General features: G+C 65.3%; 21 protein-coding genes and 3 pseudogenes. 7 read left to right on the forward strand and 17 right to left on the reverse strand.

What is annotated here, in order from left to right; genetic code table 11:
* Window positions 1-27 precede the first annotated feature (27 nt).
* On the forward strand, window positions 28-345 hold the full coding sequence (locus JJC00_RS28405) for an antibiotic biosynthesis monooxygenase family protein (RefSeq protein ID WP_200469150.1): 318 nt from the start codon (window positions 28-30) through the stop codon (window positions 343-345).
* A gap of 172 nt (window positions 346-517) precedes the next feature.
* The gene (locus JJC00_RS28410; RefSeq protein ID WP_200469151.1) at window positions 518-805 is read left to right on the forward strand and encodes a hypothetical protein; all 288 of its coding nucleotides are present in this window, start codon (window positions 518-520) and stop codon (window positions 803-805) included.
* A gap of 51 nt (window positions 806-856) precedes the next feature.
* On the opposite strand, the gene JJC00_RS28415 is transcribed toward JJC00_RS28410, so the two are convergent.
* The 9 genes and pseudogenes from JJC00_RS28415 to JJC00_RS28455 form a co-directional block, all read right to left on the reverse strand.
* Entirely contained in the window at window positions 857-1255 is a 399-nt protein-coding gene (locus JJC00_RS28415; RefSeq protein ID WP_200469152.1) for an ASCH domain-containing protein, read from the reverse strand.
* Between the two features lie 47 nt (window positions 1256-1302).
* Window positions 1303-2382, reverse strand: coding sequence for an isocitrate/isopropylmalate dehydrogenase family protein (locus JJC00_RS28420; protein WP_200469153.1), 1080 nt, complete (start codon window positions 2380-2382; stop codon window positions 1303-1305).
* Between the two features lie 132 nt (window positions 2383-2514).
* The gene (locus JJC00_RS28425; protein ID WP_200469154.1) at window positions 2515-3582 is read right to left on the reverse strand and encodes an alcohol dehydrogenase; all 1068 of its coding nucleotides are present in this window, start codon (window positions 3580-3582) and stop codon (window positions 2515-2517) included.
* A 70-nt stretch (window positions 3583-3652) separates the two neighbouring features.
* The gene (locus JJC00_RS28430) at window positions 3653-4624 is read right to left on the reverse strand and encodes an ABC transporter ATP-binding protein (protein WP_200469155.1); all 972 of its coding nucleotides are present in this window, start codon (window positions 4622-4624) and stop codon (window positions 3653-3655) included.
* Window positions 4621-5613, reverse strand: coding sequence for an ABC transporter ATP-binding protein (locus JJC00_RS28435; RefSeq protein ID WP_200469156.1), 993 nt, complete (start codon window positions 5611-5613; stop codon window positions 4621-4623). Before JJC00_RS28435 ends, JJC00_RS28430 begins: the two co-directional genes overlap by 4 nt.
* Window positions 5610-6479 (reverse strand): ABC transporter permease, encoded by an 870-nt coding sequence (locus JJC00_RS28440; protein WP_200469157.1) that lies wholly within the window; start codon window positions 6477-6479, stop codon window positions 5610-5612. The genes JJC00_RS28435 and JJC00_RS28440 overlap by 4 nt, the downstream gene beginning before the upstream one ends.
* The gene (locus JJC00_RS28445; protein ID WP_200469158.1) at window positions 6466-7416 is read right to left on the reverse strand and encodes an ABC transporter permease; all 951 of its coding nucleotides are present in this window, start codon (window positions 7414-7416) and stop codon (window positions 6466-6468) included. The genes JJC00_RS28440 and JJC00_RS28445 overlap by 14 nt, the downstream gene beginning before the upstream one ends.
* A gap of 7 nt (window positions 7417-7423) precedes the next feature.
* Window positions 7424-8968, reverse strand: coding sequence for an ABC transporter substrate-binding protein (locus JJC00_RS28450; protein WP_200469159.1), 1545 nt, complete (start codon window positions 8966-8968; stop codon window positions 7424-7426).
* Window positions 8969-9098: 130 nt separating this feature from the next.
* Window positions 9099-10295 (reverse strand): annotated as a pseudogene (locus JJC00_RS28455) (CaiB/BaiF CoA transferase family protein).
* A gap of 212 nt (window positions 10296-10507) precedes the next feature.
* Between JJC00_RS28455 and glgA the strand changes: the two are divergent.
* Window positions 10508-11896: a glycogen synthase GlgA gene (gene glgA / locus JJC00_RS28460; RefSeq protein ID WP_246773951.1), complete on the forward strand. Its 1389-nt coding sequence runs from the start codon at window positions 10508-10510 to the stop codon at window positions 11894-11896.
* 176 nt (window positions 11897-12072) lie between these two features.
* On the opposite strand, the gene JJC00_RS28465 is transcribed toward glgA, so the two are convergent.
* Both JJC00_RS28465 and JJC00_RS28470 read right to left on the reverse strand, forming a co-directional pair.
* Window positions 12073-13023 carry an oxygenase MpaB family protein gene (locus JJC00_RS28465; protein ID WP_200469161.1) on the reverse strand — a complete coding sequence of 317 codons (951 nt, stop codon included), beginning with the start codon at window positions 13021-13023 and terminating at the stop codon, window positions 12073-12075.
* Between the two features lie 84 nt (window positions 13024-13107).
* Window positions 13108-14244: a patatin-like phospholipase family protein gene (locus JJC00_RS28470; RefSeq protein ID WP_200469162.1), complete on the reverse strand. Its 1137-nt coding sequence runs from the start codon at window positions 14242-14244 to the stop codon at window positions 13108-13110.
* Between the two features lie 201 nt (window positions 14245-14445).
* On the opposite strand from JJC00_RS28470, the gene JJC00_RS28475 reads away from it, so the two are divergent.
* Window positions 14446-15333, forward strand: coding sequence for a LysR family transcriptional regulator (locus JJC00_RS28475; RefSeq protein WP_200469163.1), 888 nt, complete (start codon window positions 14446-14448; stop codon window positions 15331-15333).
* A 16-nt stretch (window positions 15334-15349) separates the two neighbouring features.
* Here the strand turns inward: JJC00_RS28475 and JJC00_RS28480 are convergent, their stop codons facing one another.
* A complete protein-coding gene (locus JJC00_RS28480) occupies window positions 15350-16066 on the reverse strand; it encodes a peroxiredoxin-like family protein (protein ID WP_200469164.1) in 717 nt (238 codons plus the stop codon).
* 263 nt (window positions 16067-16329) lie between these two features.
* Here JJC00_RS28480 and JJC00_RS28485 point away from each other — a divergent pair, with 263 nt between their 5' ends.
* Both JJC00_RS28485 and JJC00_RS28490 read left to right on the forward strand, forming a co-directional pair.
* Entirely contained in the window at window positions 16330-16812 is a 483-nt protein-coding gene (locus JJC00_RS28485) for a cupin domain-containing protein (protein WP_200469165.1), read from the forward strand.
* A 111-nt stretch (window positions 16813-16923) separates the two neighbouring features.
* Entirely contained in the window at window positions 16924-18126 is a 1203-nt protein-coding gene (locus tag JJC00_RS28490) for an MFS transporter (RefSeq protein ID WP_200469166.1), read from the forward strand.
* Here JJC00_RS28490 and ccoS read toward each other — a convergent pair.
* Window positions 18123-18293 carry a cbb3-type cytochrome oxidase assembly protein CcoS gene (gene ccoS / locus JJC00_RS28495; RefSeq protein ID WP_200469167.1) on the reverse strand — a complete coding sequence of 57 codons (171 nt, stop codon included), beginning with the start codon at window positions 18291-18293 and terminating at the stop codon, window positions 18123-18125. The two genes, JJC00_RS28490 and ccoS, sit on opposite strands and share 4 nt — an antisense overlap.
* Window positions 18293-19844: pseudogene (locus JJC00_RS28500) on the reverse strand (copper-translocating P-type ATPase); the annotation flags it as partial. The gene ccoS and the pseudogene JJC00_RS28500, both read right to left, overlap by 1 nt.
* On the opposite strand from JJC00_RS28500, the pseudogene JJC00_RS28505 reads away from it, so the two are divergent.
* A pseudogene (locus tag JJC00_RS28505) lies at window positions 19845-20157 on the forward strand (helix-turn-helix domain-containing protein); the annotation flags it as partial.
* Between the two features lie 33 nt (window positions 20158-20190).
* Here the strand turns inward: JJC00_RS28505 and JJC00_RS28510 are convergent.
* The 3 genes from JJC00_RS28510 to JJC00_RS28520 are packed head-to-tail and all read right to left on the reverse strand — an operon-like array spanning window position 20191 to window position 24273.
* On the reverse strand, window positions 20191-21501 hold the full coding sequence (locus tag JJC00_RS28510; RefSeq protein WP_200469168.1) for an MFS transporter: 1311 nt from the start codon (window positions 21499-21501) through the stop codon (window positions 20191-20193).
* A 23-nt stretch (window positions 21502-21524) separates the two neighbouring features.
* Window positions 21525-22046 carry a PRC-barrel domain-containing protein gene (locus JJC00_RS28515; protein WP_200469169.1) on the reverse strand — a complete coding sequence of 174 codons (522 nt, stop codon included), beginning with the start codon at window positions 22044-22046 and terminating at the stop codon, window positions 21525-21527.
* A 22-nt stretch (window positions 22047-22068) separates the two neighbouring features.
* The gene (locus JJC00_RS28520) at window positions 22069-24273 is read right to left on the reverse strand and encodes an amylo-alpha-1,6-glucosidase (RefSeq protein WP_200469170.1); all 2205 of its coding nucleotides are present in this window, start codon (window positions 24271-24273) and stop codon (window positions 22069-22071) included.
* Between the last annotated feature and the right edge of the window lie 17 nt (window positions 24274-24290).

The raw sequence follows: 24290 nt of genomic DNA on the forward strand, positions 1-24290 counted from the left end.
AATTCGTCCCACGCAGGAGATTATCTGATGATCGTCACCGTATTTCGCACGCGGATGAATCCAGGTGCGGAAGAGGAATATGGGCCGATGGCAAAGCGCATGAGCGAGTTGGCGCGAACAATGCCCGGCTACATCTCGCACAAGGGTTTCGTCGCGGACGATGGAGAGCGTGTGACGATCGTCGAATTCGAGACGGAGGAAGCGCTCCATCAATGGCGGATTGATCCCGAGCATGGCAAGGCAAAGCGGCGTGGAATCGAGTCCTTTTTCAGCGAATTCAGATTCCAGATTTGCAGTGTCATTCGGGAGCGAATGTGGACTGTAAAGGCAACCGGCCGCGTTTGAATCGGCATCGATCAGAAGGCAGCAATGGCGAGGTGGAGGCGCCCAACGCGTCCGGAACCGTCAGCCGATCTGAACGGTCATTCACCAAGATTAAATTCCTTGCGGCTTCGCGTTGCGATAGCAACCAATTGATCTGCCGCAAGTTCTCCCGCCACCAATGAGGGAGATCGTGATGAAACTCAAACTTGCTGTTCTTGGTCTGGCTGCCCTGGGCGGCGTGGCGCTGGCGTCGGGACAAGCGCTGGCGGCGATGCCGAACGGCATTCCGCAGGCCGATCAGGTGGCAGGCGGCCCGGCCGCGCATGTCGACCAGGTGCGGATGGTCTGCAATGCCTGGGGCCGCTGCTGGTGGCGTCCGAACTACTACGGCGCGTACGGCTATTACGGCGGCGGACCGCGGCGCTTCTACGGTTACGGCCCGCGTCCGTGGGGCTGGGGCCATCGCTGGCACCGCTGGTAAATGACAAAAGGGGCCGCGAGGCCCCTTTTTCCTGCAAGGCGTCGCAGGCGGTCAATCGCCAAAAACTTCGATCAGGCGAAAGCGCTCGCACATGAGCATCATGTCTTCGCTGAATCGTCCGAGCCGGCCGAAATAGGTGCGATGAGCGTTGCGCCAATAGGAAAGACTACGATCGCCCTCACCCTCATCGAAGGCAAAGGCGGCGTCGACGTCATTGAACCGCCGATAGGTGATCTCGACGGTCTCGATGACGCAGCGCGGCTCTCCCCGTCCGTCGAGCACGACCCAGCGCTCACCCGGCGTCGACGTGTTGGGTTCGTCTTCCGTGCTGCAGGTCGCGGTCTTGACGCCCTTGACGACGAGCTCGAGCAATTCATCCGCAAGCGCCGGACTGTCGCCGAAGGCGAAACTCCGGAGGTGTCGATAGTGTTCGGGGACCGGCTTGCTCATGGTCGTCCAAGCCTTTCAGAGAAGGTACCTTAGGACGTGGTTCACTCCTACAGCGCGGCGAGCACCGCCTTGGTAATGTCGGCCGTGCCGTTGCTGCCACCAAACTCGATCGGCTTGAGGCCGCCGGCATAGACCTGATCGACCGCGTGCTCGATCCGCTCGCCGGCTTCCGCCGCACTCTCGACGCCGTGCTTGTCGGCGAGCCAGTCCAGCATCATCGCCGCCGACAGGATCATGCCGGTGGGATTGGCCTTGCCCTGCCCCATGATATCGGGCGCGGTGCCGTGGCACGGCTGGAACACGGCGTATTTGTCGCCGATGTCGGCTGATGGCGCCATGCCGAGACCGCCGATCAGGCTCGCGGTGATGTCGGAGACGATGTCGCCGAACATGTTCTCCATCACCATCACGTCGAAATCCCAGGGACGCTTGACCAGCATCGCCGAGCAGGCATCGACATAAAGGCGATCGGTCTTCACCTCGGGATGCTTCTTGGCGATCTCGTCAAAAATGCCGCGGAAGAATGCAAACGCCTTGAAGACATTCGCCTTGTCAACGCAGGCCAGCGAACCCGGCTTGCCGCGCGCCTTGCGCCGCTCGGCGAGACGAAACGAGAAATCGAACAGCCGCTCGGAGGTCTTGCGCGTGATCACCATGGTCTCGCGCGCGTCCTCATGCGTGACCACGCCCTTTCCCATCGAGGCGAACAGGCCTTCGGTGGATTCGCGGATCACGACGAGATCGATGCCGCGCTTGTCGGCGCCGACGATCGGGCTCGGCACTCCCGGAATCAGCCGCGCCGGGCGTACGCCGGCATAGAGATCGAAGATGAAGCGCAGCTCGATCTGCGGCGCGATCTCGGTATTGTCGGGATAGCGCACCGATGGCAGGCCGCAGGCGCCGAGCAGGATCGCGTCGGCTTCCTCGCACAATTTGATGGTGGAATCCGGCATCGACTTGCCGGTGGCGAGATAATTGTTGGCGCCGGCGGGCGCCTCGGTGAAGCGGAAGCTCAAGCCGGACTTCGCCTCGATCTTGCGCAGCACCTCGAGCGCGGGCGCCATGACTTCGGGACCGATGCCGTCACCGGCGAGCACGGCGATGTGGAAGGCGTTGTTTGCGGACATTTAAGGACCTTGAAGAAGGAGCCAGCCAAGTCGTCATTGCGAGGAGCGAAGCGACGAAGCAATCCAGACTGTTTCCACGGATGGATTCTGGATTGCTTCGCTTCGCTCGCAATGACGGCGGAGAGAGTGAAATTACGGCGTCAGCACCGTGCGCCCGACCACCGCACCCTGCTGCAACTGCAGCAGCGCGTCGTTGGCCTTGTTGAGCGGCGCCTTCGTCACCGGGATCGGCGCCACGTTCCTGGCGCGGACGAGATCGAGCAGCTCCCGCGTTTCGCGCAGGTTTCCGACATAGCTGCCCTGGATCGTCACCGCCTTGATCGGGATCAGCGGCAGCGCCCAGGTCGCGCCGCCGCCGAACAGGCCGACGATGACGAGCTTGCCGCCCTTGGTCAGGCAGTCGAAGCCAAGCTGTGTCGTCGCGGCATTGCCGACGAGATCGATCACGGCACGGATCGGCCCGCCCGCCTTCTTCGCCAACTGCTCCAGCGCATCCGGCGCCTTGGGATCAATGGTCGCCAGCGCGCCGGCCTTCTCGGCGGCCTCACGCTTCCTGGCGTCGATATCGACCATGATCGCGCCCTTACCGCCCATCGCCTTCAGCAACGACAGCGCCATCAGACCGAGACCTCCCGCGCCGAACATCACGATCGGCGTATCAAAATGCTGCTCGACCTTCTTCAGCGCGCTGTAGGTGGTGACGCCCGAACAGGCGTAGGGTGCGGCCGACGCGGGATCGAGCCCTTTCAGGTCGAGCAGATAGCGCGGATGCGGCACCAGCATGTGATCGGAATAGCCGCCGTCGCAATAGACGCCGAGCGAGCGCGGCGTCAGGCACATGTTCTCGTCACCGGCGAGGCACGTGGCGCATTTGCCGCAGCCGATCCAGGGATAGACCAGGCCGACATTGCCAAGCTTGAGGCCGCCCTGGTCGGTCGGCTTCACGTCGGGTCCGAACGCAAGGATCTCGCCGACGGTCTCGTGGCCCATGGTCAGCGGCAGATTGATGCCGCGGTCCTTCAACGACAGCGGCTTGCGGCCGTGGCCGAGATCGTAGCCGCCTTCCCAGATGTGGAGATCGCTGTGGCAGACGCCGGCGGCCTTGACCCTGATCAGCACCTGCGTGCCGGATGGTTGCGGCGTCGCCTCGTCGAACTCCTGCAGCGGCGCCTTGAAATCGGCGACCTTGAAACTCTTCATCGGCATCCTCCCGGCACACTCTTCGTCGCGCCACCATGCCACGGGCGGCGGGGCGAGACAAATCACCGTCTTAGGCGAGCGGATGGTGGCAAGCCGCGAACTGGCCGATTGCCACCTCACGCAACTCCGGTATCTCCGCGCTGCATCGCTGATCCGCCCGCGGGCAGCGGGTGCGGAAGCGGCAACCGGATGGCGGCGCAATCGGCGATGGCGGCTCGCCAGTCGCCACGCTTTCGGTGGGACGTACATCAGGATCAGGCACCGGGATCGCCTGCAGCAACAGGTTCGTGTAGGGATGCACTGGTCTTGCGAACAATTGCTCCGACGGCCCGACCTCGCAGAGCCGGCCGAGATACATCACCGCGACACGATCGCTGACGGCTTTGACCACGGCAAGGTCATGCGCGATGAACAGCAGCGTCAGGCCGAACCACGCCTTCATCTCCTCCAGCAGATTGAGGATCTGCGCGCGGATGGAGACGTCAAGCGCCGAGACCGGCTCATCGCAAACGATGAACTCGGGATTGAGCACGAGCGATCGCGCGATGCAGATGCGCTGGCACTGGCCGCCGGAGAACTCGTGCGGCAGCCGGCCCGCCACCAAATCAGGATCGAGCCCGACCGCGGAGAGCACCTCGTGAACACGCCGCTTGCGCTCGGCAGCATCCTTGACACCGGCGATGATCAGCGGTTCGGCCACGATGTCGCCGATACGGCGGCGCGGGTTGAGCGAGGCGATCGGATCCTGGAAGATCAGCTGCACGCGCCGGCGCATTTTTCGTAGCGCCTCACCCTCCATCGCAGTGAGGTCCTCGCCGTCAAACAACACGCGGCCGGATTTGGCCCGGCGCAACTGCAGCACCGCGCGGCCCAGCGTCGACTTGCCGCAGCCGGACTCGCCGACCAGTCCCAGCGTCTCGCCGCGCGCGACGTGAAGGCTGACGCCCGAAACCGCGTGAACCGTCTTGTTGCCGAGACCGTACTCGACGACGAGATTGTCGACGTCCAGCAGCGTCTCATCGCGCACGGCCGACTGCATCATGCGCCAATCCCTCCCGCCATCTGGATCGGGTGGAAGCAGGCGTAAAGATGTCCCGGCACCTCGGCGCTCTTCAATTCGGGCTTGGCTTCGTGACAGCGCCCGGCGGCATAGCGGCAGCGCGGCGCAAAGGAGCAGCCTTTGAGCGGCCGCGTTGGATCGGGCGGCCGGCCGGAGATGGCGGGCAGCGGCGTATGCGGCGCGGTCTCCAGCTTCGGGATCGCCGCCAGCAATGCCTCGGTGTAGGGCATGTGCATGTGCTTGAACAGCGCCTGCGTCGGCGCGTGTTCCACCACCCTGCCCGCATACATCACCGCGACTTCATCGGCGCGGCCGGCGACCACGCCGAGATCGTGGGTGATGATGATCATCGCCATGTGGCGGCGGCGCTGCTCGCGCGCCAGCAGGTCGAGGATCTGCGCCTGGATGGTGACGTCGAGCGCGGTGGTCGGCTCATCCGCGATCAGAAGTTTCGGCTCGCAGGACAGCGCGATCGCAATCGCGATGCGCTGGCGCATGCCGCCGGAGCATTGATGTGGATATTGCGCGAGCCGCTGCTCCGGCGCCGGAATGCCGACGGCCGAGAGCAACTCGATGCTGCGCTTCCGCGCCGCCGGCGCATCGAGCTCGAGGTGCTCCTGGATCGTCTCCATCAACTGCGTGCCGATCGTGAGCACCGGATTGAGCGAGGTCATGGGATCCTGGAACACCACCGCGAGCTCGCGCGCGCGCAGCCGTCGCAGGCTTTCAGGCGCAAGCCGCACCAGGTCCTGGCCGTCGAACATGACGCGTCCAGAGAGCCTCGCCTTCTTCGGCAGCAGCTGAAGGATCGCGCGCGACAGCATGGTCTTGCCGCAGCCGGATTCGCCGACAATGCCGAGCGTACGCCCGGCCTCCAGCGACAGATCGACATGATCGACGGCGCGCAAGTTGCCGCGCGGGGTCGGCAGCTCGACCGCGACGTCCGCGATGGTCAACAGCGGCGTGCTCACAGCGCCCCCTGACGCGGGTCGGTCAGCGCCCGCATGGCGTCGCCGACGAGGTTGAATGCCAGCACGGTCAGGAACAGTCCGGCCGCCGGCAGGAAGGCGAGCCGCGGCGCGACGTCGAGGCTGTCACGCCCCTCGCCGATCATGCTGCCCCAGCTCGCCATCGGCGGTGGCACGCCGAGCCCGAGAAAGGACAGCGCGCCCTCGACCACGATGGTGACGGCGACGCCGAGCAGGAAGAAGGCGAGCAGTGGCAGGATCACATTCGGCAGCAGCTCGCGCAGCAGTATGCGCGCATGGCTGGCGCCCAGCGCCTCGGCCGCGATCACGAATTCGCGCCGCGCCAGCGTCAGCGTCGCCGCACGCGCCACCCGCATGAAGGCGGGAATGCCGAGCACGCCCAAAATCAACGTGAGATTGGGGATGGACTGGCCGAGATAGGCCGTCACCGCGAGCGCGAAGATCAGCGGCGGAAAGGCCAGCAGCACATCCATGCTGCCGACCACCAGCGTCTCGAACCGGCCGCGGAAATAGCCGGCGAGCAGGCCCAGCGCGCCGCCGAGTATCAGACCGATCATCGGCGCGATCAGCCCCACCGTCAGCGACACGCGTGCGCCAAAGATCAGGCGGGCAAACTCGTCGCGGCCGAGGCCGTCGGTGCCGAGCCAATGCTCGGTGGAGAAGGCGGCACGGCGCTCCAGCATGTCCATGTCTACAGGATTTTGCAGCGGCAGCACCGGCGCGAGGATCGCGACCGCAATGACAGCGGCGAGCCAAAGGCTCGCGATCCAGAACAGCAGGCCGAGCTTGCGTTTGCGCCCGACCGGCGCCAATTCCTCGTCCTGCATCGAGAGCTCAAGCGTGGCCATGGCGGATCCTCGGATCGAGCACGGCATAGAGCATGTCGACGATGAAGTTCACGATGACGAAGCCGCAGGCGACCAGCAACACCACGCCCTGGAGGATGACGAGGTCGCGGGTGTAGATCGCGCCGACCAGCAGCCGGCCGATGCCGGGCAGCGCGAAGATGGACTCAACAATCAGCGTGCCGCCGAGCAGGCGGCCGATATTGATGCCTGTGACGGTCACCAGCGTCAGCGACGAGGGTTTCAGCGCATGCACGAACAGGATACGCGAGGGCTTCAGCCCCTTGGCTTTGGCCAGCGCGATGTAGTCTTCCTGCAGGGTCGCGATCATGTCGGAGCGCAGCACCCGCATGATCCCCGGCCATTCCGCCAGCGCCAGCGTCAGCGCCGGCAGCACGAAGAAGCGCAAATTGGCGAGCGGCGCCTCGGTGAACGGGACATAGCCGGTCGCCGGCAGCCAGTGCAGCTCGACCGCGAACAGATAGATCAGCAGGATCGCCATCAGAAAGGACGGCATCGACAGCATCGCAAACGCGCTGCCGGTCATGAAGCGGTCGAACGCGCCGCCGGCGCGCGCGGCGCAGGCGATCGCCAGCGGCACGCCGATCAGGAGCCCGATGAACTCGGCCATCAGCATCAGCTCGAGCGAGACCGGAATGCGCTCGGAGATCGCCTGCAGCACGGTCTGCCCGGTACGGAACGAGCGGCCGAGATCGCCCTGCAGGACGTGGCCGAGCCAGCTCAGGTAGCGCCACCACAACGGCTGGTCGAGCCCCATCTCGTGGCGGAGCGCTGCGACATTCTCCGGTGTCGCCTGATCGCCGAGGATGACGAAAGCAAGATCGCCCGGCAGCAGCGAGGCGATCAGGAAGGTGAGCAGCGAGACGGCAAGCAACACCGGTAGGATGGCCAGGATCCGCCGCACGACGAAGTTCAGCATCGCGCAGTCATTCCAGCCAGGTGGTCGAGACGTCGATCACGCCGTTGTAAATTTTCGGAAAACCCTTCAGCCTGGCGCTCGACAGCGCGTAATAGGTATTCTGGAAGGCCCAGAACCAGATCGCCTCCTTGTTGATCAAGCGACTAATCGCACAATAGTCCTCGATGCGCGCTGCGGTGTCGGCGGTGACACGGGAATGGTCGAGTAGCCGGTCCAGCTCCGGATCGGAGAATCCGGAGAGCGCGAGCGGGCTGCCGGTGTGGAAGTTCGCGTACACCTGCGGATCGGGATCGGCGAGATCAACAATGCGCCACGGCGTCAGCTGGAATTGGCGCGAGAAGGCGCGCGACGGAATCGTCGCCTGGTCGACCTGGTCGATCTCCATATTGGCGCCGGCCCGCTTCCAGAACTGCTGGAGCACCTGCCCGATCACGCGGCCGCGCGGCGTCGCCGTCACCAGCATCTTGAAGTCGACCGGCTTGCCGTAATCCTTCAGCAGCGCCTTGGCCTTCTCGACGTCGTAAGGCAGTGCGCCGTCGTCCTTGCACCTGACCCATGAACCGTCGCCATAGGGGTTGGTCGCCGGCCGGCTCAGGCCGTTGCTGATCGCCTGCGACATTTTTGGACGGTCGATCGCCATCACCAGCGCCTGGCGCACGCGGACGTCGTCGAACGGCGCCACCTTGGTGTTGAAGGCATAGACTGCGGCACCCGAGCCCTTGTAGGTGTGCACGGTGAGCTTGGAGTCCTTCTGCGCCTTCATGATGTTGTCGGCGTCGTTCTCATCGTCCCAGATGATGTCGACCTCGCCTGATTGCAGCGAGGCGAAGCGCGACTGCGCGTCGGGCAGTGGCTTCAGGATGATGCGATCGAGATAGGGACGGCCCTTGTCCCAATAGTTGGGGTTCTTCTCCAGCACCATGCGGTCGCCGGCGGTCCATGATTTCAGGATGTAGGGGCCGGTGCCGACGGGATTGCGATTATAGTCGTCGCCCTTGGTCTTCCAGGCCGTCGGCGAATGCACGGCGTTGTTCTGGCTCTGGATGCTGATCACCGCCGGCAGGTTCACGGACGGATCGGTCAGGTTATAGACGAGGGTGTATTCGTCCGGCGCCAGCACTTCCTTGACGTTGGTGATGTAGAAGGCACAGCGGCACTTGTTGGCGGGGTCCCTCTGGCGGTCAAAATTTTCCTTGAAGGCCTGCGCGTTGAACGGCGTGCCGTCGTGGAATTTCACGCCCTGGCGCAGCTTGAAGGTCCAGCTCTTGTAATCGTCGGAGTGGATCCAGGATTCCGCGAGCTTTGGCGCCGCCTCGCCCTTGTCGTCGAGCGTGGTGAGCGTGTCGAAGATCGCGGCCGCCGCGGTGAACGTCGAGGTGTCGTAGACGCCGACCTTGAGCGGATCGAAACCGGGAATATCGAGCTCCTGGCCGACGGTGATGCTGCCGCCCGCCTTCTGCGCCTGCGCGGGCTGTGCCAGCGGAAGGAGCGCAAATGCCGCAACAAGGAAAATCGGCGCGCGCTTGCACGCCGCGGCAGCAATGTTCGTCATGGTTCCTCCCGGGATCCTCGTCCGATGTTTCGGATCGTTGAATGACTTGGAGGCGAGATTGGCGACAAATGCTCGCCACGGCAAGAGGAACACACGGGGTTCGATGCCCCATGCGCGCGGCGTGACGCGCTCAGTTGGCCGCTTCTGTTTTGCCTGACGGAATTGGCGCTGCATTGGCGAGGCCGATCTCGTCGCGCAGCGCATCCGTGTGCTCGCCGAGGACAGCGATCGTCTCGCCCGGAGTCGTGTCGGCACCCGTCATCCGGAACGGCAGATTGAGCACCCGGAACGAGCCGCCTCCGTCTTCCACCGACGAGAGCGCCTACCGGTGCGCGAGTTGCGGATCGGCCAGGGCCTCTTTGATGCTGCGGTAGGCCGAGGCCGGCACGCCGGCGGCGCTCAAGGCCACAAGGCATGCATCGGTCGTGAGCGGCTTCGACCAGACCTCGACGCCGTCCATCATGTCGGCCCAGTTCTCGCGCCGTGAAGCATAGGAGGCGAAGCGCGGATCGGAAATCCATTCAGGCCTGCCGATCACACCCATCAAGGCCTGGAACGTCTTCTCGCTGGCGACCGTGATCATGACATAGCCGTTGGCGGTCTCGGTCGGCCCGAACATCGGACGCGGCGGCGGCTTCACCGCGAATTGCGAGCTCTGCAGCTCGATCACTGTCAAGGTCAGCATCGACTCCAGCATGGAGACGTCGATGTGCTGACCAAGCCCGGTCACCGTGCGCTGATAGAGCGCAGACGCGATCGCGCCGAAGCCGTAGGTGCCGGTGACGACATCGGCGTGGTAGATGCCGCAATAGTCCGGACGGTTGCGGCCGGGCTGGTAGGCGAGATGCGCCATGTCGTAGCCGGAGGCGGCATGGATCACCGGCGCGTAGGCCGGCAGCTCGGCCGAAGGACCGGTCTGGCCGTAGCCCGAGATCGAGCAGTAGATCAGCCTGGGATTGACGGAGCGCAGGCTGTCATAGTCGAGCCGCAGCCGGCGCATCACTCCGGGCCGAAAATTCTCGACCAGGATGTCGGCGGTGGCGACCAGCCGGCGGACCGCCTCCTTGCCGTCCTCCGACTTGAGGTCGAGCACCGCGCTCTTCTTGCCGACATTAAGCTGGCCGAACACGGTGCTGCAGCCCTTGCGCAGCGGCGGCCGCGTCCGCATCGTCTCGCCGCCGTCGGTCTCGATCTTGATGACCTCGGCGCCCATGTCGGCCAGCATCCGCGCGCAATGGGGGCCGGCGATGGTGGTCGAAAAATCCAGGACCCTTAAGCCCGCGAAGGCCTTTGTCGTCATGTCTTCGTGCTTATCTGGTAGCTGCATCCCCGGCCCGTCCCTTAAGGAACTAATGTTGTTCTCTCTTGTTGGTGCGCCGACCCTAGATGGCGGCGGCTGAGTAGGAAAGTCTTTACCGAACGAACGCGTCTCGTGGGCAGGCCGAGATTTCCAGGGGCAACTGGACCCGATCTTGCATAGCAGCAATCGGGATCGGAAGAGGGCAATCGTTCTTGAGGGTCTTATTCGTTACCACGGAGATGGACGACTTCGTCCGCGTCGGCGGACTTGGTGCCGTTTCCGCTGCCCTCCCTCGAGCGCTCCGCCCCTTCGCCGATATCCGGATCATGCTGCCCGGCTATCGCGATATCATCGAACAACTCACGCATATTCAGATCGTTGGCCGCTGCCCGGCATTTGCGGAGATGCCGGCCTGCTCGCTCGGCCGGGCCGCCACCAAGGACGGCCTGCCGGTCTATGTACTGTTGTGCTCACAACTCTACGACCGGCCCGGCAATCCCTATGGCGACGAGTCCGGGCGCGACTGGCCCGACAACGACATCCGCTTCGCGCGCTTTGCCTCGGCGGCCGCTGAGCTTGCCATGGGCAAGCTGGACAAGAATTGGGCAGCAGACCTGATCCATGCCAATGATTGGCAAGCCTCGCTCGTGCCGGCTTATCTCGCCTGGCGCGGCAGCAAGCTGCCGTCGATCCTGACCATCCACAACCTCGCCTATCAGGGTCTCTTCCCCAAGGAGTCGCTGCGGCGGATCGGCGTCCCCGAAAGCTCCTTCCACATCGACGGCGTCGAGTTCTACGACCAGCTCTCCTTCCTCAAGGCAGGGCTGGTCTATGCCTCGCACCTCACCACCGTCAGCGGCACCTATGCGCGCGAGATCACGACGGAGGAATTCGGCTGCGGCCTCGAAGGCCTGTTGCGCGTCCGCTCCGACGCGTCCGAGCTCACGGGCATCCTCAACGGCATCGACGAGAGCTGGGACCCGCGCTCCTGCGCCCAGCTCGCGCAACAATTCGGTGCCGGAGATTGGGTCGGGAAGAAGGCCAATTCGGATTATGTGCGCAAGCAGTTTGGCCTCGCGGTCTCGCGCGGGCCGATGTTCGCGATCGTCGCGCGCCTCGTGCACCAGAAGGGCATCGACCTCGTGCTATCGGCGGCCGACGAGATCGTCGATGCCGGCGGGCAGATCGTGGTCACCGGCTCCGGCGAACCCGCGCTCGAGCAGGCGCTGATCGACGCCCATCGCCGCCGGCCCGACGCTATCGGCGTCACCATCGGCTTCAGCGACGCCCAGGCCCGACGCATTTTTGCCGGCAGCGATTTCACATTGATGCCGTCGCGCTTCGAGCCGTGCGGGCTCAGCCAGATGTACGCCCAGCGCTTCGGCTCGCTGCCGATCGGCCACCAGACCGGCGGCCTGGCAGAGACCATCACCGACGGCGAGACCGGCTTCTTGTTCTCAAGGCCCTCGCATGACTCTTTCCTCGGCGGCGTCCGCCGCGCCTTCGAGGCGTTCATGGCCCAGGACCAGCTCGACACGATGCGCCGCAGCGCCATGGGCCGCTCGTTCTCCTGGAGCATTTCGGCCGGCAGCTACAGCGCGCTGTATCGGAAGCTGGCGGCGGCGTGAGAGCAACGTACGACACTCCATCTCCCGTCACCCTGAGGTGCTCGCCCCTTCGGCGAGCCTCGAAGGGCGACGGCCCGGCTGCAGCAGCGGAGCCGTGCATCCTTCGAGGCTCCCGGCGCGATGCTTCTGCATCGCGCCACTCGCACCTCAGGAGGACGGATTAAGAGCTGAGCACCTCACCGCTTCCCGCGCACATCCATCTGCGACCGGCCGATCCAGGCGCGGTTGAGGCAGCGGGTCATCCAGTCGGGCTGCGGCTCGCCGCGTAGCCGGGCCTGCGCTTCTTGATAGGGGCCGACGTAACGCAGCCGGTCGGGGAGTTTCGGATAGACGCGCCGTATCCATCGCAGCGCGTTGTCGGCAGATCTGGCGTCGCGCTCATCGAACTCAAACCCAAAGCCCGCGCGCAGACGCTCCGGCACCAGGCTTGCCGTGAGCGCGCGATACCATCGCGGCGGTCGCAGCCACGGACGCGCACCGCCAAAGATCTGCGCGGCGATCTCGCGTGCTGCCGGGCTCACGGTCAGCGTGTCCGACTGCGTCATCGCGGCAGCGTAAGCCGAGAAGCCGGACCAGTCCGCCGGCAGATCATCGCCCGTCAGACCGAACAGCGCGCCAAAGGTCCGGCTCTCGGTCCAGTAGCGCTCGCGCTCCTCGGCCGAGAGCGGCGGCAGAACCAGATCATGCACCATCAGCGCCGTCTCGACCAAGGTCGCGTGAACCCAGCACAGCGACGGGATGTCGTTGGCGCAATAGCGCGAGCCGGCCGCGAAGGGACCGACCGTCTCCGGCATCAGGCCTACGATCATCGCGTGGCGCCGGTGCAGCTGCCGCGACGACAGCATGGCCCGGTCGAGCGAGCCGAACACCATGGCAAAGACGATGTCGAAGGTGCGATGGAAGCGGCCGATCGGATCGGCCAAGGTTTTGGAATGCTCGGCGATGGCGGCGGCGACCCAGGGATGCGCCAGTTGCAGCAGCAGCGCACGGCCGGCACCGAGAAAGATGACGGCCTCCCGGTCGATCCGCCAGGTCACCGTGTCGGGGCCGAACACGCCCGGGATCGGTCCCGCCGCACTGGTGCGGACCTGATCGAGAGCCAATTCCAGATCATTGCCGGATACCACTTGCAGAGCCTTTCGCCTGCGGACCGGCGCCGACGATCCACAAGGCCTGTGGCAATTCCATGAAGCGAGCGGCGGCTTGTGGCGCTATTCCGCCGCCAGTGGCATCTCGTCCATATGCTCGTGCAGCACCACGCCGGACAACGGATCGAATTCGCCGACCCATGGCTTGCGCGCCAGCACGGACCTCGTGTGAGCGTAACCCGCATTCCAGCGCCGCGTGATGCCCGACGGGCTGAAGTCGATGTCCTTGGTGTGGGTCTCGCGCTCGAGCTGCGGCGCCAGCAGCCGCACCACATGCATCCGGGTCGAACAGCCGTAGCCGATCAAATCTCTTACCGCGGGATCGTCGCGCTCGCTCTTGGGCAATCGTGCCGCAAGCTGGTTGATGACGTGGCGCAGGCGATGAGCCTGCTGCTGGCGGACGATCTGGCTGGCGATGCGGCTTGAATACTGCACGTCCTTGTGCCGGTTCAGCACCTCCGCCATCGTCGTCGGCTCGCCGCCGACGGGATTCCACAGATGCACGGAGAAGATCAGCGAGTCCCGGCGCGGATTGTCGTCGAACACCGCTTCCGTCGGCGTGTTCGACAGGATGCCGCCGTCCCAATACAGCTCGCCATCGATGCGCACCGCCGGGAAGGCCGGCGGCAATGCGCCCGAAGCCATCACGTGCTGCACCGTCAGCTCGCCGTCGCGGCTGTCGAAATAGCGCATCTGGCTGGTGCCGACATGAGCCGCGCCGACCGTGAGTCGCGGCGCGCAGCGATTGGCCAGATCGAAATCGACCAGCTCGCGCAGCGTCGTCTCCAGTGGCGCGGTTGAATAGAATCCAGCGTGATCGGCGCCGAGCGGGTAGGTCTCGCTGACATGTGCCAGCGGATTGGGCCGGAAGAAGCCGGCAACGCCGTGGGTGACGGTCGACCAATAGGCCAGCTTCTCGTTGAAGCCGGGAAAGATGCTGCCCGGACCCCAGACCGGCTTCTGCTCCATCCGCTTCCAGAATTCCCGCAAACGCGCGAGCCGGTGCGCCGGCGCATTGCCTGCAATGAGGCTTGCATTGATGGCGCCGATCGAGGTGCCGATCACCCAGTCCGGCTCGATGCCAGCCTCGTGCAGCGCCTGGTAGACGCCGGCCTGGTACGAGCCGAGCGCGCCGCCGCCTTGCAGCACGAGGACGACTTGACCCGGAAGGTCAGCGCCTTTGCCTTGCATGCCGTTCATGATTCGCTCCCGGTGAGCCCGTACTGGTCGAATATTCGTCGAACGCGGTGGTTATGTTACGCCTGATGGTTTTACGAGATTACGGGACCTTTTGAAATGCCGGCTGGCTTCCGAGTCCATACGTCGGCGCTATCGCGGGCGGGATGTCATTTCCGGCTCCGATCGGCTAGATTTCGGGGCGATCTCGCTGGGAGCCGATCCATGGAAATGCACCAGGTCCGCTATTTCCTCGCGGTGGCGCAGCTGTTGAATTTCACGCGCGCGGCCGAGGAGTGCAACGTCACACAGCCCTCGCTGACGCGCGCGATCAAGCAGCTCGAGGCCGAGCTCGGCGGCGACCTGTTCCGCCGTGAACGGCCGGCCGCGCAATTGACCGAGCTCGGTCAGCGCATGCATCCGCTGCTGAAGCAGTGCTATGACGCCGCCGTGGGCGCGCGCTCGCTCGCCTCCTCGTTCAGGAGCGGAGAGATCGGCGCGCTGCGCATTGCCTTGACGCATGCGATCGATTTGTCGCTGCTGATTCCGCATCTCAACGAGATCAGGCGGCAGTTCAATCGTCTCGAATTCCGCTTCCTGCGCGGGACCAGCCGCGAGGTCGGCGAATTCCTGAAGAAGGGCGACGCCGAGCTCGGCATCGCCGCCGAGATCGACGAAGCCTGGGATCGGCTCGACACGTGGCCGCTGTTCACCGAAGCGTTCGATCTCGTCGTCAGCAGAGAGCACCGGCTCGCCGGCCACGACACGATCGAGCCAGACGATCTGCGCGCGGAGCAACTGCTCGGCCGCAGCTATTGCGAGCATTCCAGGCGCATCTCGGCAAGCCTGCGCGAGCACGGCGTCGACATCGAGTACTGCCACGAGATTTCGAGCGAGCGCGACTTGATCGAGCTGGTGGAGGCCGATATCGGCATCGCCATGATGCCGCGCACCTCGCCGGTGCCGGAGAGCCTGAAACGGGCCGCAGTCGCCGGGCTCGACGCGCGCCGCACTGTCAGCCTCTATGGCGTGGCAGGCCGGCAGCGCACGGCGGTCGCCAACGCCGTGATGCGCATGCTGCGCGGTGCGGACTGGCGCATTGTTGTGGGGTAGTCATCCCGCGCGGAATTCACCGCTCTCGGCTCGCACTCTCCAGCGCGGCGAGCAGGTCATCGATTTCCACGCGCTTGCGGAAATCGGGGTCGACGAAGCGGGCCTTCACGATCCCGTCGCGACCGACGACGAACACGGCCGGGATCGGCAGCACCCAGCCGTCATTGCCATGAAACTTCGCCATGTCCTGGTAGGACAGCAATTGCTGGATCTCCGTGCCAAGCCAGATCGCGAGGTTCAGCGACAGCGCATAGCCATTGTCGAGATCGGTCAGGATTGGAAACCGCGCGTCCGCATCGTCCTTGAGCTGTTCGGTGAACTCCTGGGTCTCGGGCATGATCGCGACGACCTGCGCGCCCATCGCCCGGATGCGCGCTTCGGCCTGGGCCACCGCCCGCATATTGAGGCGGCAATAGGGACACCAGTGTCCGCGAAAGAACATCACCGCGACCGGGCCCTGCTCCAGCAGCGCGGATAGCGCGACCAGACGCGCCGTCTCGTCGGGCAACATAAATGGCGGCATCGCGTCGCCCGGACGCGGCGCGGTCTCGCCGCCGCCGTTGCCATTCAATCGCACCACCAGGCGATCGACCGCCTCGCCATAGGCCGGAAAAACCTCGCGGCTGGCGTCGGCATAGGCGTGGAGCTGCTCGTTCAGGGTCCCTTCCATGTCGCGGCAGCGCTGGAAGGCGAGCCTGAGACGTTCGGCATCGGCTGGCGAAAGTGATGTCATCTCCGGCATCTCCGGCTCCGGCATCGGGGGTCGCATTATTTTTGCGTTCCGCCCCTCGTGCAAGGGGGTGATGGCTATCTAATGCCAGCTCCCGGTCAGACGGAAATACCGATCCCCAATCGGTTCGATAGCCGCGGCGCATCAACATAGCGCGGGACTATCGCATCGAGAGCCAACCGGCATTTCAGGATGGGCTTGGTCTCGACCAAGCTCCTGCCATAGCCGGCAACCAGCGAGGTTGCGGCCAACACGGGAGACGTCTCATGTCCAAGCATCCCACATTGTCACGCCTGATCTGGCCGGGCCTCGCCGTCGCCGGCACATTGACGCTTCTCGCGCAACCGGTGCTTGCCGGCGAATGCCCCGCCGACAAGATCAAGCCGAACGCGCATCAGATGGTCGACTACAAGCCGGTCGGCGTCACCGATACCACGCTGGGTGCGATCGACCTCGGCAAGCAGCCGGCCCATATCGAAGGCCGCGAGCTTCGCTTCCGCAAGCTCACGATCGAGCCCGGCGGCATCGTGCCGTGGCACAGCCATGACGACCGCCCGGCCCTGATCTTCGTGCAGCAGGGCGAGATCGTCGAATACGCTTCCAATTGTGTCGATCCGATCCTGCACAAGGCCGGCGACATCCGCCCCGAGGTATCAGGCACCTCGCATTGGTGGAAGAACCTCGGCAAGGAGACGGTCATTCTCTATGTCGGCGACGTTCGCAGGGATCCGCACGACCATAACATGTAACGGGTGCCTGAATGCGCCGTCATTCCGGGGCGCGAAGCGAACCCGGAATCTCGAGATTCCGGGTCGGGTGCTAGCGCACCAACCCGGAATGACAAGAAGGACAAGCACGCCATGACTGATCTCTCCACCCCCATCAGGCCTATCGCCGTGACAATGGATGCGCATTCGCCGGGAGCAGCACTCCGCTCGCTCGTGATCGGATTGACCGCGTTCCTGACGGTCGTCGATCTCTTCGCGACACAGGCGATCCTGCCCTCGCTGACGCGGCATTATGGTGTCACGCCGGCTGCGATGGGCTTCGCCGTCAACGCCAGCACATTCGGCATGGCGGTTGCGGGACTTATCGTCGGGTTCTTGAGCCCGCACATCAACCGGCGAACCGGTATCCTGCTCAGCCTCGCGCTTCTGGCGATCCCGACGAGCCTGCTGGCGTCGGCGCCGAGCCTTGCCGTCTTCACCATTTTTCGGATCGCGCAGGGCCTCTGCATGGCATCTGCTTTCGCGCTCACCCTCGCCTATCTCGGCGAGCAATGCAGCGCCATGGACGCTGGCGGCGCCTTTGCCGCCTACATCACCGGCAATGTTGCAAGCAATCTGGTCGGCCGGCTGATCTCGGCGGCGGTCGCCGACGGCCTTGGCCTCGCGTGGAATTTCTATTTCTTTGCAGCGCTTAATCTGGCCGGCGCCCTACCGGTCTATTTCACTATCAAGCACGTGCAGCCGATGCATGCGATGATGCCGCGGGGATCACCGCTGGCGGCCACGATCGCGCATTGGCGCGATCCGCGGCTGCGCTCCGCCTTCGGCATCGGCTTCTGCATCCTGTTCGCCTTCATCGGCACCTTCACCTTCGTCAATTTCGTCCTGGTCCGGCCGCCGCTGTCGCTCGGCATGATGGACCTTGGTCTCGTCTATTTCGTCTTCCTGCCGTCGGTCGTCACGACCTTGCTGGCGGGCAAGGTGGCGTCGCGCCTGGGAACGCGACCGACGATCTGGGGCTCGCTTGTGGTCGCCGGACTGGGCCTGCCTCTGATGCTGGCACCGAATCTCGGCGAAGTCCTCACCGGCATGGTCCTGGTCGGCGTCGGAACCTTTTTCGCGCAGGCCGCAGCGACAGGATTCGTCGGGCAGACGGCCACCGACAACCGCGGCATTGCCAGCGGAACATATCTGGCGTGCTATTTCTGCGGCGGCCTCGTTGGCACCGCCGTGCTGGGCCGCCTGTTCGACAATTTCGGCTGGCACGCCTGCGTCGCCGGTGTCGGCGCGGCCCTCGCGGTGGCCGCCGTGCTCACCTTCAGGCTGACGCGCTAGCGTTTGGCCGGCGCTTCCGCCGGCGGCGGGTCGTCGTCGGCAATCGCCCGCCAAGCAGCGCCGTCGAGATCGTCGTACTGGCCGCTGCGGAGCGACCAGAGGAAGGCGGCGAGGCCGGCAAGTCCGAGCATCAGCGCCAGCGGCACCAGAAAGACCAGGATTTCCATCACACGATCTCCCGCGCGCGGCTCCGGGCCCGCGCGAGTTCAGCATCACCAGGATCGAGGATCCGCTCATGGCGGCCGCCGCGATCAGGGGCGTCACCACGCCGCTGATCGCGACCGGCACGGCCAGTGCATTGTAGCCGATCGCAAGCCAGAGGTTTTGCCGCATCAGATGTAGCACCTTGCGGGCGGAATTGATGGCGGCCACGACCGGGGCCAACGGCCGGCCGAGGAAGACGAGATCGGCGGTAGCCTGGCTCAGATGCGCAGCCGAGATCGGCGACATCGAGACACGCGCCGCCGCCAGCGACGGCGCGTCGTTCATGCCGTCACCGACCATCAGCACCTTTGCGCCGCGCCGCTTCAGCTCCTCGATCCGCGCGATCTTGTCGGCCGGCGTGACGCCGGCGCGCCACCCGGCGATGCCGAGTGCGTGAGCCGCCGCAATCACCGCAGGCTCCCGGTCGCCGGAGAGGATTTCGATGCTGATGTGACGATCCTTCAGCGCACAATCACTGCCTGTGCGTCCGGGCGCAGGCCCTGCCGCACCGAGAGGATGAACTTTTCGCTGCCCTTGCTGAAAGCGACGATGGAGGCTTCGGGATCGAGCGTGGCGCTGCCGACCAAATCCTCGGCACCGCAGAAGGACGGGCGGCCGAGGCGGATCTCAACACCATCCACCACAGCGCGCACGCCCTGCCCGGCCTCTTCAACCGCGCCGACGATCGGCGATCTGGCACCGGCGGCCTGCGCAACCGCGACGGCGACGGGATGATGGCTCGACAGCGCGAGGCGGCCGGCGAGCTCGAAAATATCGGCGGGAATGTCGGCCGCGTTCGTCACGTCGAGATCAGGCAGTGTCAGCGTACCCGTCTTGTCGAAGATGACGTGGTCGGCTTCGGCCAGCCGCTCGATGGCATCGTCGGAATTGAGCAGCACGCCCGCCTTGAACATCGCGCCCGACGCCACCGTCTGCACGGTGGGAATCGCAAGCCCGAGTGCGCAGGGACAGGTGATGATCAAGACGGCAACGCCGGTGACGATCGCATCGTGCCAGCTGGCACCCGCAATGACCCAGCCCAGAATGGTGATGAGCGCGGTCGCATGCACCACCGGCGCATAGAGCCGCGAGGCCCGGTCGGCGAGCCGCATGTAGCGCGAACGCGCCGCAAGCGCGTTGTCGAGCAGCCGCGTGATCTCGGCGAGCAGTGTTGCTTCCGAAGCGGCCGAGACCCGCACCCGCAGCGTGCCGGAGATATTCATCGAGCCGGCATAGACCGGCGTGCCCTGCTCGGCCGTGACGTAGAGCGTCTCGCCAGTGATCAGGCTCTGGTCGATCTCGGAACGCCCCTCGATCACGGTGCCGTCGACCGCGCAGCGCTCGCCGGGCCGCAGCAGCACGATGTCACCGGGATGAATCGCAGCGACCGGCACCTGCGAGATTTCATCGGGCCCGACGAACTTCGCCGCAGTCTCCGCCTTCAACGCGGCGAGATTGCCGGCGACCGCGCGCGTCCGGCGCCGCATGTTCTGGTCGAGGAAGCGGCCGACCAGGTCGCCCGCAAGCTCTGGGCCATGACGGCCGGCGAGCTGCGCCATGCCGAAGACCACATGCTGCTGCTCGGCCGCAAGACCGCGATGGAGCGGGTTGCGACCTTCCTGCTCGAATTGGATCGTCGTCTCGCCGTTGCCGGCATGATGGCGCTGCCGATGTGCCGCCGCGACATCGGCGACTATCTCGGCCTCACGCTCGAGACCGTGTCGCGCGCGCTGTCGCAGCTTCACGCCCAGGGCGTTCTTGGTTTCTCCGGCGCTCGCCAGATCGGTGCTGCGAAACCGCCAGCGCCTGCACAACCTCGACGCCTGATTTTGTCTTCCACTTATGGCCGGCCGATCTCGTTCAGCCGGCCATTTTGTTTGCCGTCATGCCCGTGCGCCTGGTCTCGGGCATCACGAAGAGGATCAGCAACAGCCCGGTCGCGGCGATGCTCGCCAGCCCGAGGAAGGCGGTGGCATTGCCGAACTTGTCGCTGACATAGCCGCCAAGCGCGGTGCTCAAGGACGCACCGATGCCGGTCGCCGTGCCGACGATGCCCTGCGCCAGATTGAAGTGCCCGCTGCCGAAGGCGACGTCGGCGACGATCAGCGGAATCATCACTGCGAACACCGCCGCGGTAAAACCGTCGAACACCTGCACCAGCACCAGCAGATAGGGATCGCGCACGGTCGCAAACAGCAGGCCGCGGATCGCCAGCGCACCGAACCCGATCAGCAGCAGGGGCCGCCGGCCCCAGAGCTGCGCCTTGCGTCCGACGGTCGGCGACAACAGCGCGACAATCGCCTGCGGCACGACAATGCAGAAGGCAACGAGCACCGTCGCCCACTGGCTCGATCGCGCCGTCACGGCGCTTGCCATCAGCGGCATCATCGAGGCGTTCGCGAGCTGCAACAGCAGCACGCTCAGCGCAAACACGATGAGCGGCCGCTGCCGGATCAGATGCCAGATATTGGTGTCGCCGGGAATCGGCGCCTCACGCGGCATCTCGCCGTGGCAGCGTCCAATATCGACCTCCTCCTCGCGGATGCGAGACAGCGCGATCAGAGTCGGAATCGCGAGCAGGAAGCTGACGAGAAATACCGAGCGGCTCGAGAGAAGATATCCGGCCGTGCCCATCACCGCGGCGGCAACGCCGTTGCCGAGCGAAGCAAACCGGGCGTTACGGCCAAGCCGTTCGCTGATCTTGAGCGGACCGACCAGGCCAAGGCTGATCGCCGCGATCGCGGGCCCCAGCACGCAGCTCGCCGCCGCATGCAAAGTAGCGGCGGCGACCACGACGGGGAAGATCGGCATCGCCGCATAGGCGAGCGCACAGCAGCCGATGGTCGCGATCGCAAGCGCTGCGACCAGCCGCTCGGACTTCGCGGCGTCGATGATGGCACCGCCAGGCATCTGGCCGATCAGCGCAACGATGCCGCCGATCGACAGCACGAGACCGATCTCGACCTGGGTCCATTTCTGCGTGGTCAGATAGACAGCGATGAATGGGCCGAAGCCGGTCTGCACGTCGGCGAGGAAGAAGATGAACCAGTCGAGGCCGCGCAGGCTCCGGCGCGACGGCGCCGGAATGCCGGCAGGCAGGGGCAAGGTGACGTTGTCCTGTTCAACGCGTCCCTCGCGACCTGCATGGTTCGGCTTCCTCGACAACAGCACAGGCAGCCATCCCTTCCCTCGCCTCACTGAACCGCTTGCAGCGGTTGCAGGCTGCCGGATGCGCCGAGCACGACCATCGGCGTGTCTTCCTTGTATTCCGGCGCCGCCGCGACCTGCGCCTTGGTCAATTCCAGCGTGATGCTGTCCTTCTTGTTGGTGATCTTGCCGAACCGAAGCGCGTTCCAGTCGACCACGATCTTGCGGCTGCCGACGCCGAGGAAGCCGCCGAAATCGATCACGGCGGCGCGCACATGGCCGGTGAGGTCGACGATGACGTCGACGATATGGCCCATGTCCTCGTCCGCCGCGCTGCGCACGTCGCGTCCAAGCACGCCATGGGCGTCGCTGGCGCCGATGATGGTCACCGACGGCGGTGGCGCGGCATCCTTCGGCGTGACGGGCACGACCGAAGCAGGCGGCTGCACCGTCGGCGGCGCGTTCGCCTCGGTTGCGGCCGCGGGCTGCTCCTCCGCGGCACGCGATACGGCAACCGTCAAGCCCGCGACGGTCGCCACGCTCAGGACCAACCATCCGGCGGTACGCATGAACCCTCCTTGCCGCACGCTGTTAGTGCGCGAGCACGATCGAGACCTGGATCTGGCCGCGCGTGCGCAGCACCTCCAGCGCCACGTCGTGGCCGTGGCGGCTGACGCGCAAGTCCACGCTGGACTCGCCGAGCCGCAGGTCGTGCAGGATGACCTCGTTCAAAAACGCCGGCAGATGCGGATTGCGCAGGCGGATCTCGCAGCGCGCGACGTCGAACTCGATGCCGAGCGCCGCCTCCAGCAGCGTGAACGGCGTCGCGCTGGCCCAGGCCTGCGGTGCGCAAGCGACCGGATAGAGCGTCGGGCCGCGCCGCTTCTCGCGGCGGAAGCCGCAGAACAACTCCGGCAGCCGGCGCAGATCCATATAGGTCGCGGCATCAAACAGGCCCTTGAACACATGCGCAACCGAGTGCTTGAGCCCGTAATGCGCCAGGCCAAGCGCGATCAGCGCGTTGTCGTGCGGCCAGATCGATCCGTCGTGATACGACATCGGGTTGTAGCGCACCTCGCCGCGCGCGACGGTGCGGATGCCCCAGCCCGAGAAGAAATGCGGCCGCATCAGATCGGCTGCGACGAGACGGGCGCGGTCCTGGCGGATCATGCCGCTGAACAGAACCTGCCCGGCATTCGAGGTGCGCACCTCGCATCGCCGCTTCTTGCCGTCGAGCGCCAGCGCATAGGTGCCGAGGTCCTCGCACCAGAACGCTTCCTCGAAGCGCTCGGCGAGCGTCTTGGCTTCCGCCTCGAGCCTGTTCGCGACATCAGGCTTGCCAAGCCGCAGCGCGCATCGCGCGGCGAGCTGTTTTGCGGCGTAGACATAGCCCTGGACCTCGGCGAGCGCGATGTTGCCCTCCGCGAGCTTGCCGTCGGCATGGAAGATCGCGTCGAAAGAGTCCTTCCAGCCCTGGTTGGCGAGCCCCTTTTCGGTCGCGCGCTGGTATTCGATAAAGCCGTCCTGGTCGGGGTCGCCGGGACCATCGATCCAGGCGAGCCCGGCCTCGATCGCGGGCCACAGCTCGACGAGCGTTTTCTCGTCGCCGGTGCGCTCGACATAGCGCCCCGCGAGCAGGACGAACAAGGCGGTCGAATCCACGCTGCCGTAATATTGCGAGAACGGCACCTCGCGCAGCGCAGCCATCTCGCCGCCGCGCATCTCGTGCAGGATTTTTCCCGGCGCGGCATCGGCGAGCGGATCAACCGCCTCGGCCTGGAAATGCGCGAGCCGCCGCAGCACGCCCTTGGCGATACGCGGATCGACCCATAGCATCTGCAGCGCGGTGATCAGGCCGTCGCGGCCGAACGTCGTCGAGTACCAGGGAATGCCGGCATAGGGATAACGCCCCTGCGGCGTCTCCGTCATGAGCATGTTGAGGTCGGCCATGGCCTGGCACAGCACCTCGTTAAAAATGTTATTGGAGGTCTCGATGCAGGCCGCGCCAATCGTCGACTGCCGCATCTCGCGGCGGTGGGCGAGCAGGCCCCTGAAAAAGCGCGCCGGCTTCTCCGCGATCGGCCGGTTGCAGGACACGGCCACGAACAGCGATTTCGACTCATGCGGATCGAGCTCGAGCTGCCAGGTCGCGGCATTGACCGAAAGCCGCGTCGGACGCGGATCGAAGTGCAGCCCGGTGGTCCGCTCGGCATCGTCGAGGCCGCGATATTCGAACAGCACGTCGGTTGGCCCGAGCAGCTTGCTGGTCCCCGTCCCACGGCGAGGACGCCGCTCGCCGCGCACTTCGAACAGATCGGCAAAATCGTTGTCATACAGCAGCGTCAGCTCGAAACTGGCACGTTGCTCGCCGTGGTTCTGCAGCCCGATGCGCTGATACGCCGTGCCGCGCCACAGGAAGATCGTGCGCACGATGTGCAGCAGGTCTTTTTGCAGGACAATGCGACCCTGACGATAGATGTCGGGATTGGTCAGGTCGACCGTCAATCCCGAATTGTCGTCGCGCAGGTTCGAGCCGAGCAACAACGGCTGGAGATCGTCGAGCACGAGCTCCAGCCGCGCCAGATAGCGCGTATCGTAGTTGAACAGGCCGTCCGGCCCGCCCGCCGACGCACCGATATCGCCATGGCTATCGAGCACGATAAAAGTGTCGTCGTGCTTGAGGGAGCGGCGGGGCCGCGCAGCGGGCCCCGTCATCGGAATGTAGAACGCCTGCTCCACGACGGTCTCTATCTTCTGCGATACCGAAACGATCTTGGTTGCGGCTTCGGCTCCCATGAGCTGCTCCCCTGCGG

Source organism: Bradyrhizobium diazoefficiens, assembly GCF_016616885.1.
GTDB lineage: Bacteria > Pseudomonadota > Alphaproteobacteria > Rhizobiales > Xanthobacteraceae > Bradyrhizobium > Bradyrhizobium diazoefficiens_F.

Bases quoted from the DNA above. Each gene is read 5' to 3' on its own strand.
- JJC00_RS28450 (WP_200469159.1), bottom strand. From the start codon at position 8,968: ATGACGAACATTGCTGCCGCGGCGTGCAAGCGCGCGCCGATTTTCCTT.
- JJC00_RS28475 (WP_200469163.1), top strand. From the start codon at position 14,446: ATGGAAATGCACCAGGTCCGCTATTTCCTCGCGGTGGCGCAGCTGTTG.
- glgA (WP_246773951.1), top strand. From the start codon at position 10,508: ATGGACGACTTCGTCCGCGTCGGCGGACTTGGTGCCGTTTCCGCTGCC.
- JJC00_RS28520 (WP_200469170.1), bottom strand. From the start codon at position 24,273: ATGGGAGCCGAAGCCGCAACCAAGATCGTTTCGGTATCGCAGAAGATA.
- ccoS (WP_200469167.1), bottom strand. From the start codon at position 18,293: ATGGAAATCCTGGTCTTTCTGGTGCCGCTGGCGCTGATGCTCGGACTT.
- JJC00_RS28425 (WP_200469154.1), bottom strand. From the start codon at position 3,582: ATGAAGAGTTTCAAGGTCGCCGATTTCAAGGCGCCGCTGCAGGAGTTC.
- JJC00_RS28430 (WP_200469155.1), bottom strand. From the start codon at position 4,624: ATGATGCAGTCGGCCGTGCGCGATGAGACGCTGCTGGACGTCGACAAT.
- JJC00_RS28405 (WP_200469150.1), top strand. From the start codon at position 28: ATGATCGTCACCGTATTTCGCACGCGGATGAATCCAGGTGCGGAAGAG.
- JJC00_RS28490 (WP_200469166.1), top strand. From the start codon at position 16,924: ATGACTGATCTCTCCACCCCCATCAGGCCTATCGCCGTGACAATGGAT.
- JJC00_RS28410 (WP_200469151.1), top strand. From the start codon at position 518: ATGAAACTCAAACTTGCTGTTCTTGGTCTGGCTGCCCTGGGCGGCGTG.
- JJC00_RS28515 (WP_200469169.1), bottom strand. From the start codon at position 22,046: ATGCGTACCGCCGGATGGTTGGTCCTGAGCGTGGCGACCGTCGCGGGC.
- JJC00_RS28470 (WP_200469162.1), bottom strand. From the start codon at position 14,244: ATGAACGGCATGCAAGGCAAAGGCGCTGACCTTCCGGGTCAAGTCGTC.
- JJC00_RS28440 (WP_200469157.1), bottom strand. From the start codon at position 6,479: ATGGCCACGCTTGAGCTCTCGATGCAGGACGAGGAATTGGCGCCGGTC.
- JJC00_RS28420 (WP_200469153.1), bottom strand. From the start codon at position 2,382: ATGTCCGCAAACAACGCCTTCCACATCGCCGTGCTCGCCGGTGACGGC.
- JJC00_RS28480 (WP_200469164.1), bottom strand. From the start codon at position 16,066: ATGACATCACTTTCGCCAGCCGATGCCGAACGTCTCAGGCTCGCCTTC.
- JJC00_RS28415 (WP_200469152.1), bottom strand. From the start codon at position 1,255: ATGAGCAAGCCGGTCCCCGAACACTATCGACACCTCCGGAGTTTCGCC.
- JJC00_RS28445 (WP_200469158.1), bottom strand. From the start codon at position 7,416: ATGCTGAACTTCGTCGTGCGGCGGATCCTGGCCATCCTACCGGTGTTG.
- JJC00_RS28485 (WP_200469165.1), top strand. From the start codon at position 16,330: ATGTCCAAGCATCCCACATTGTCACGCCTGATCTGGCCGGGCCTCGCC.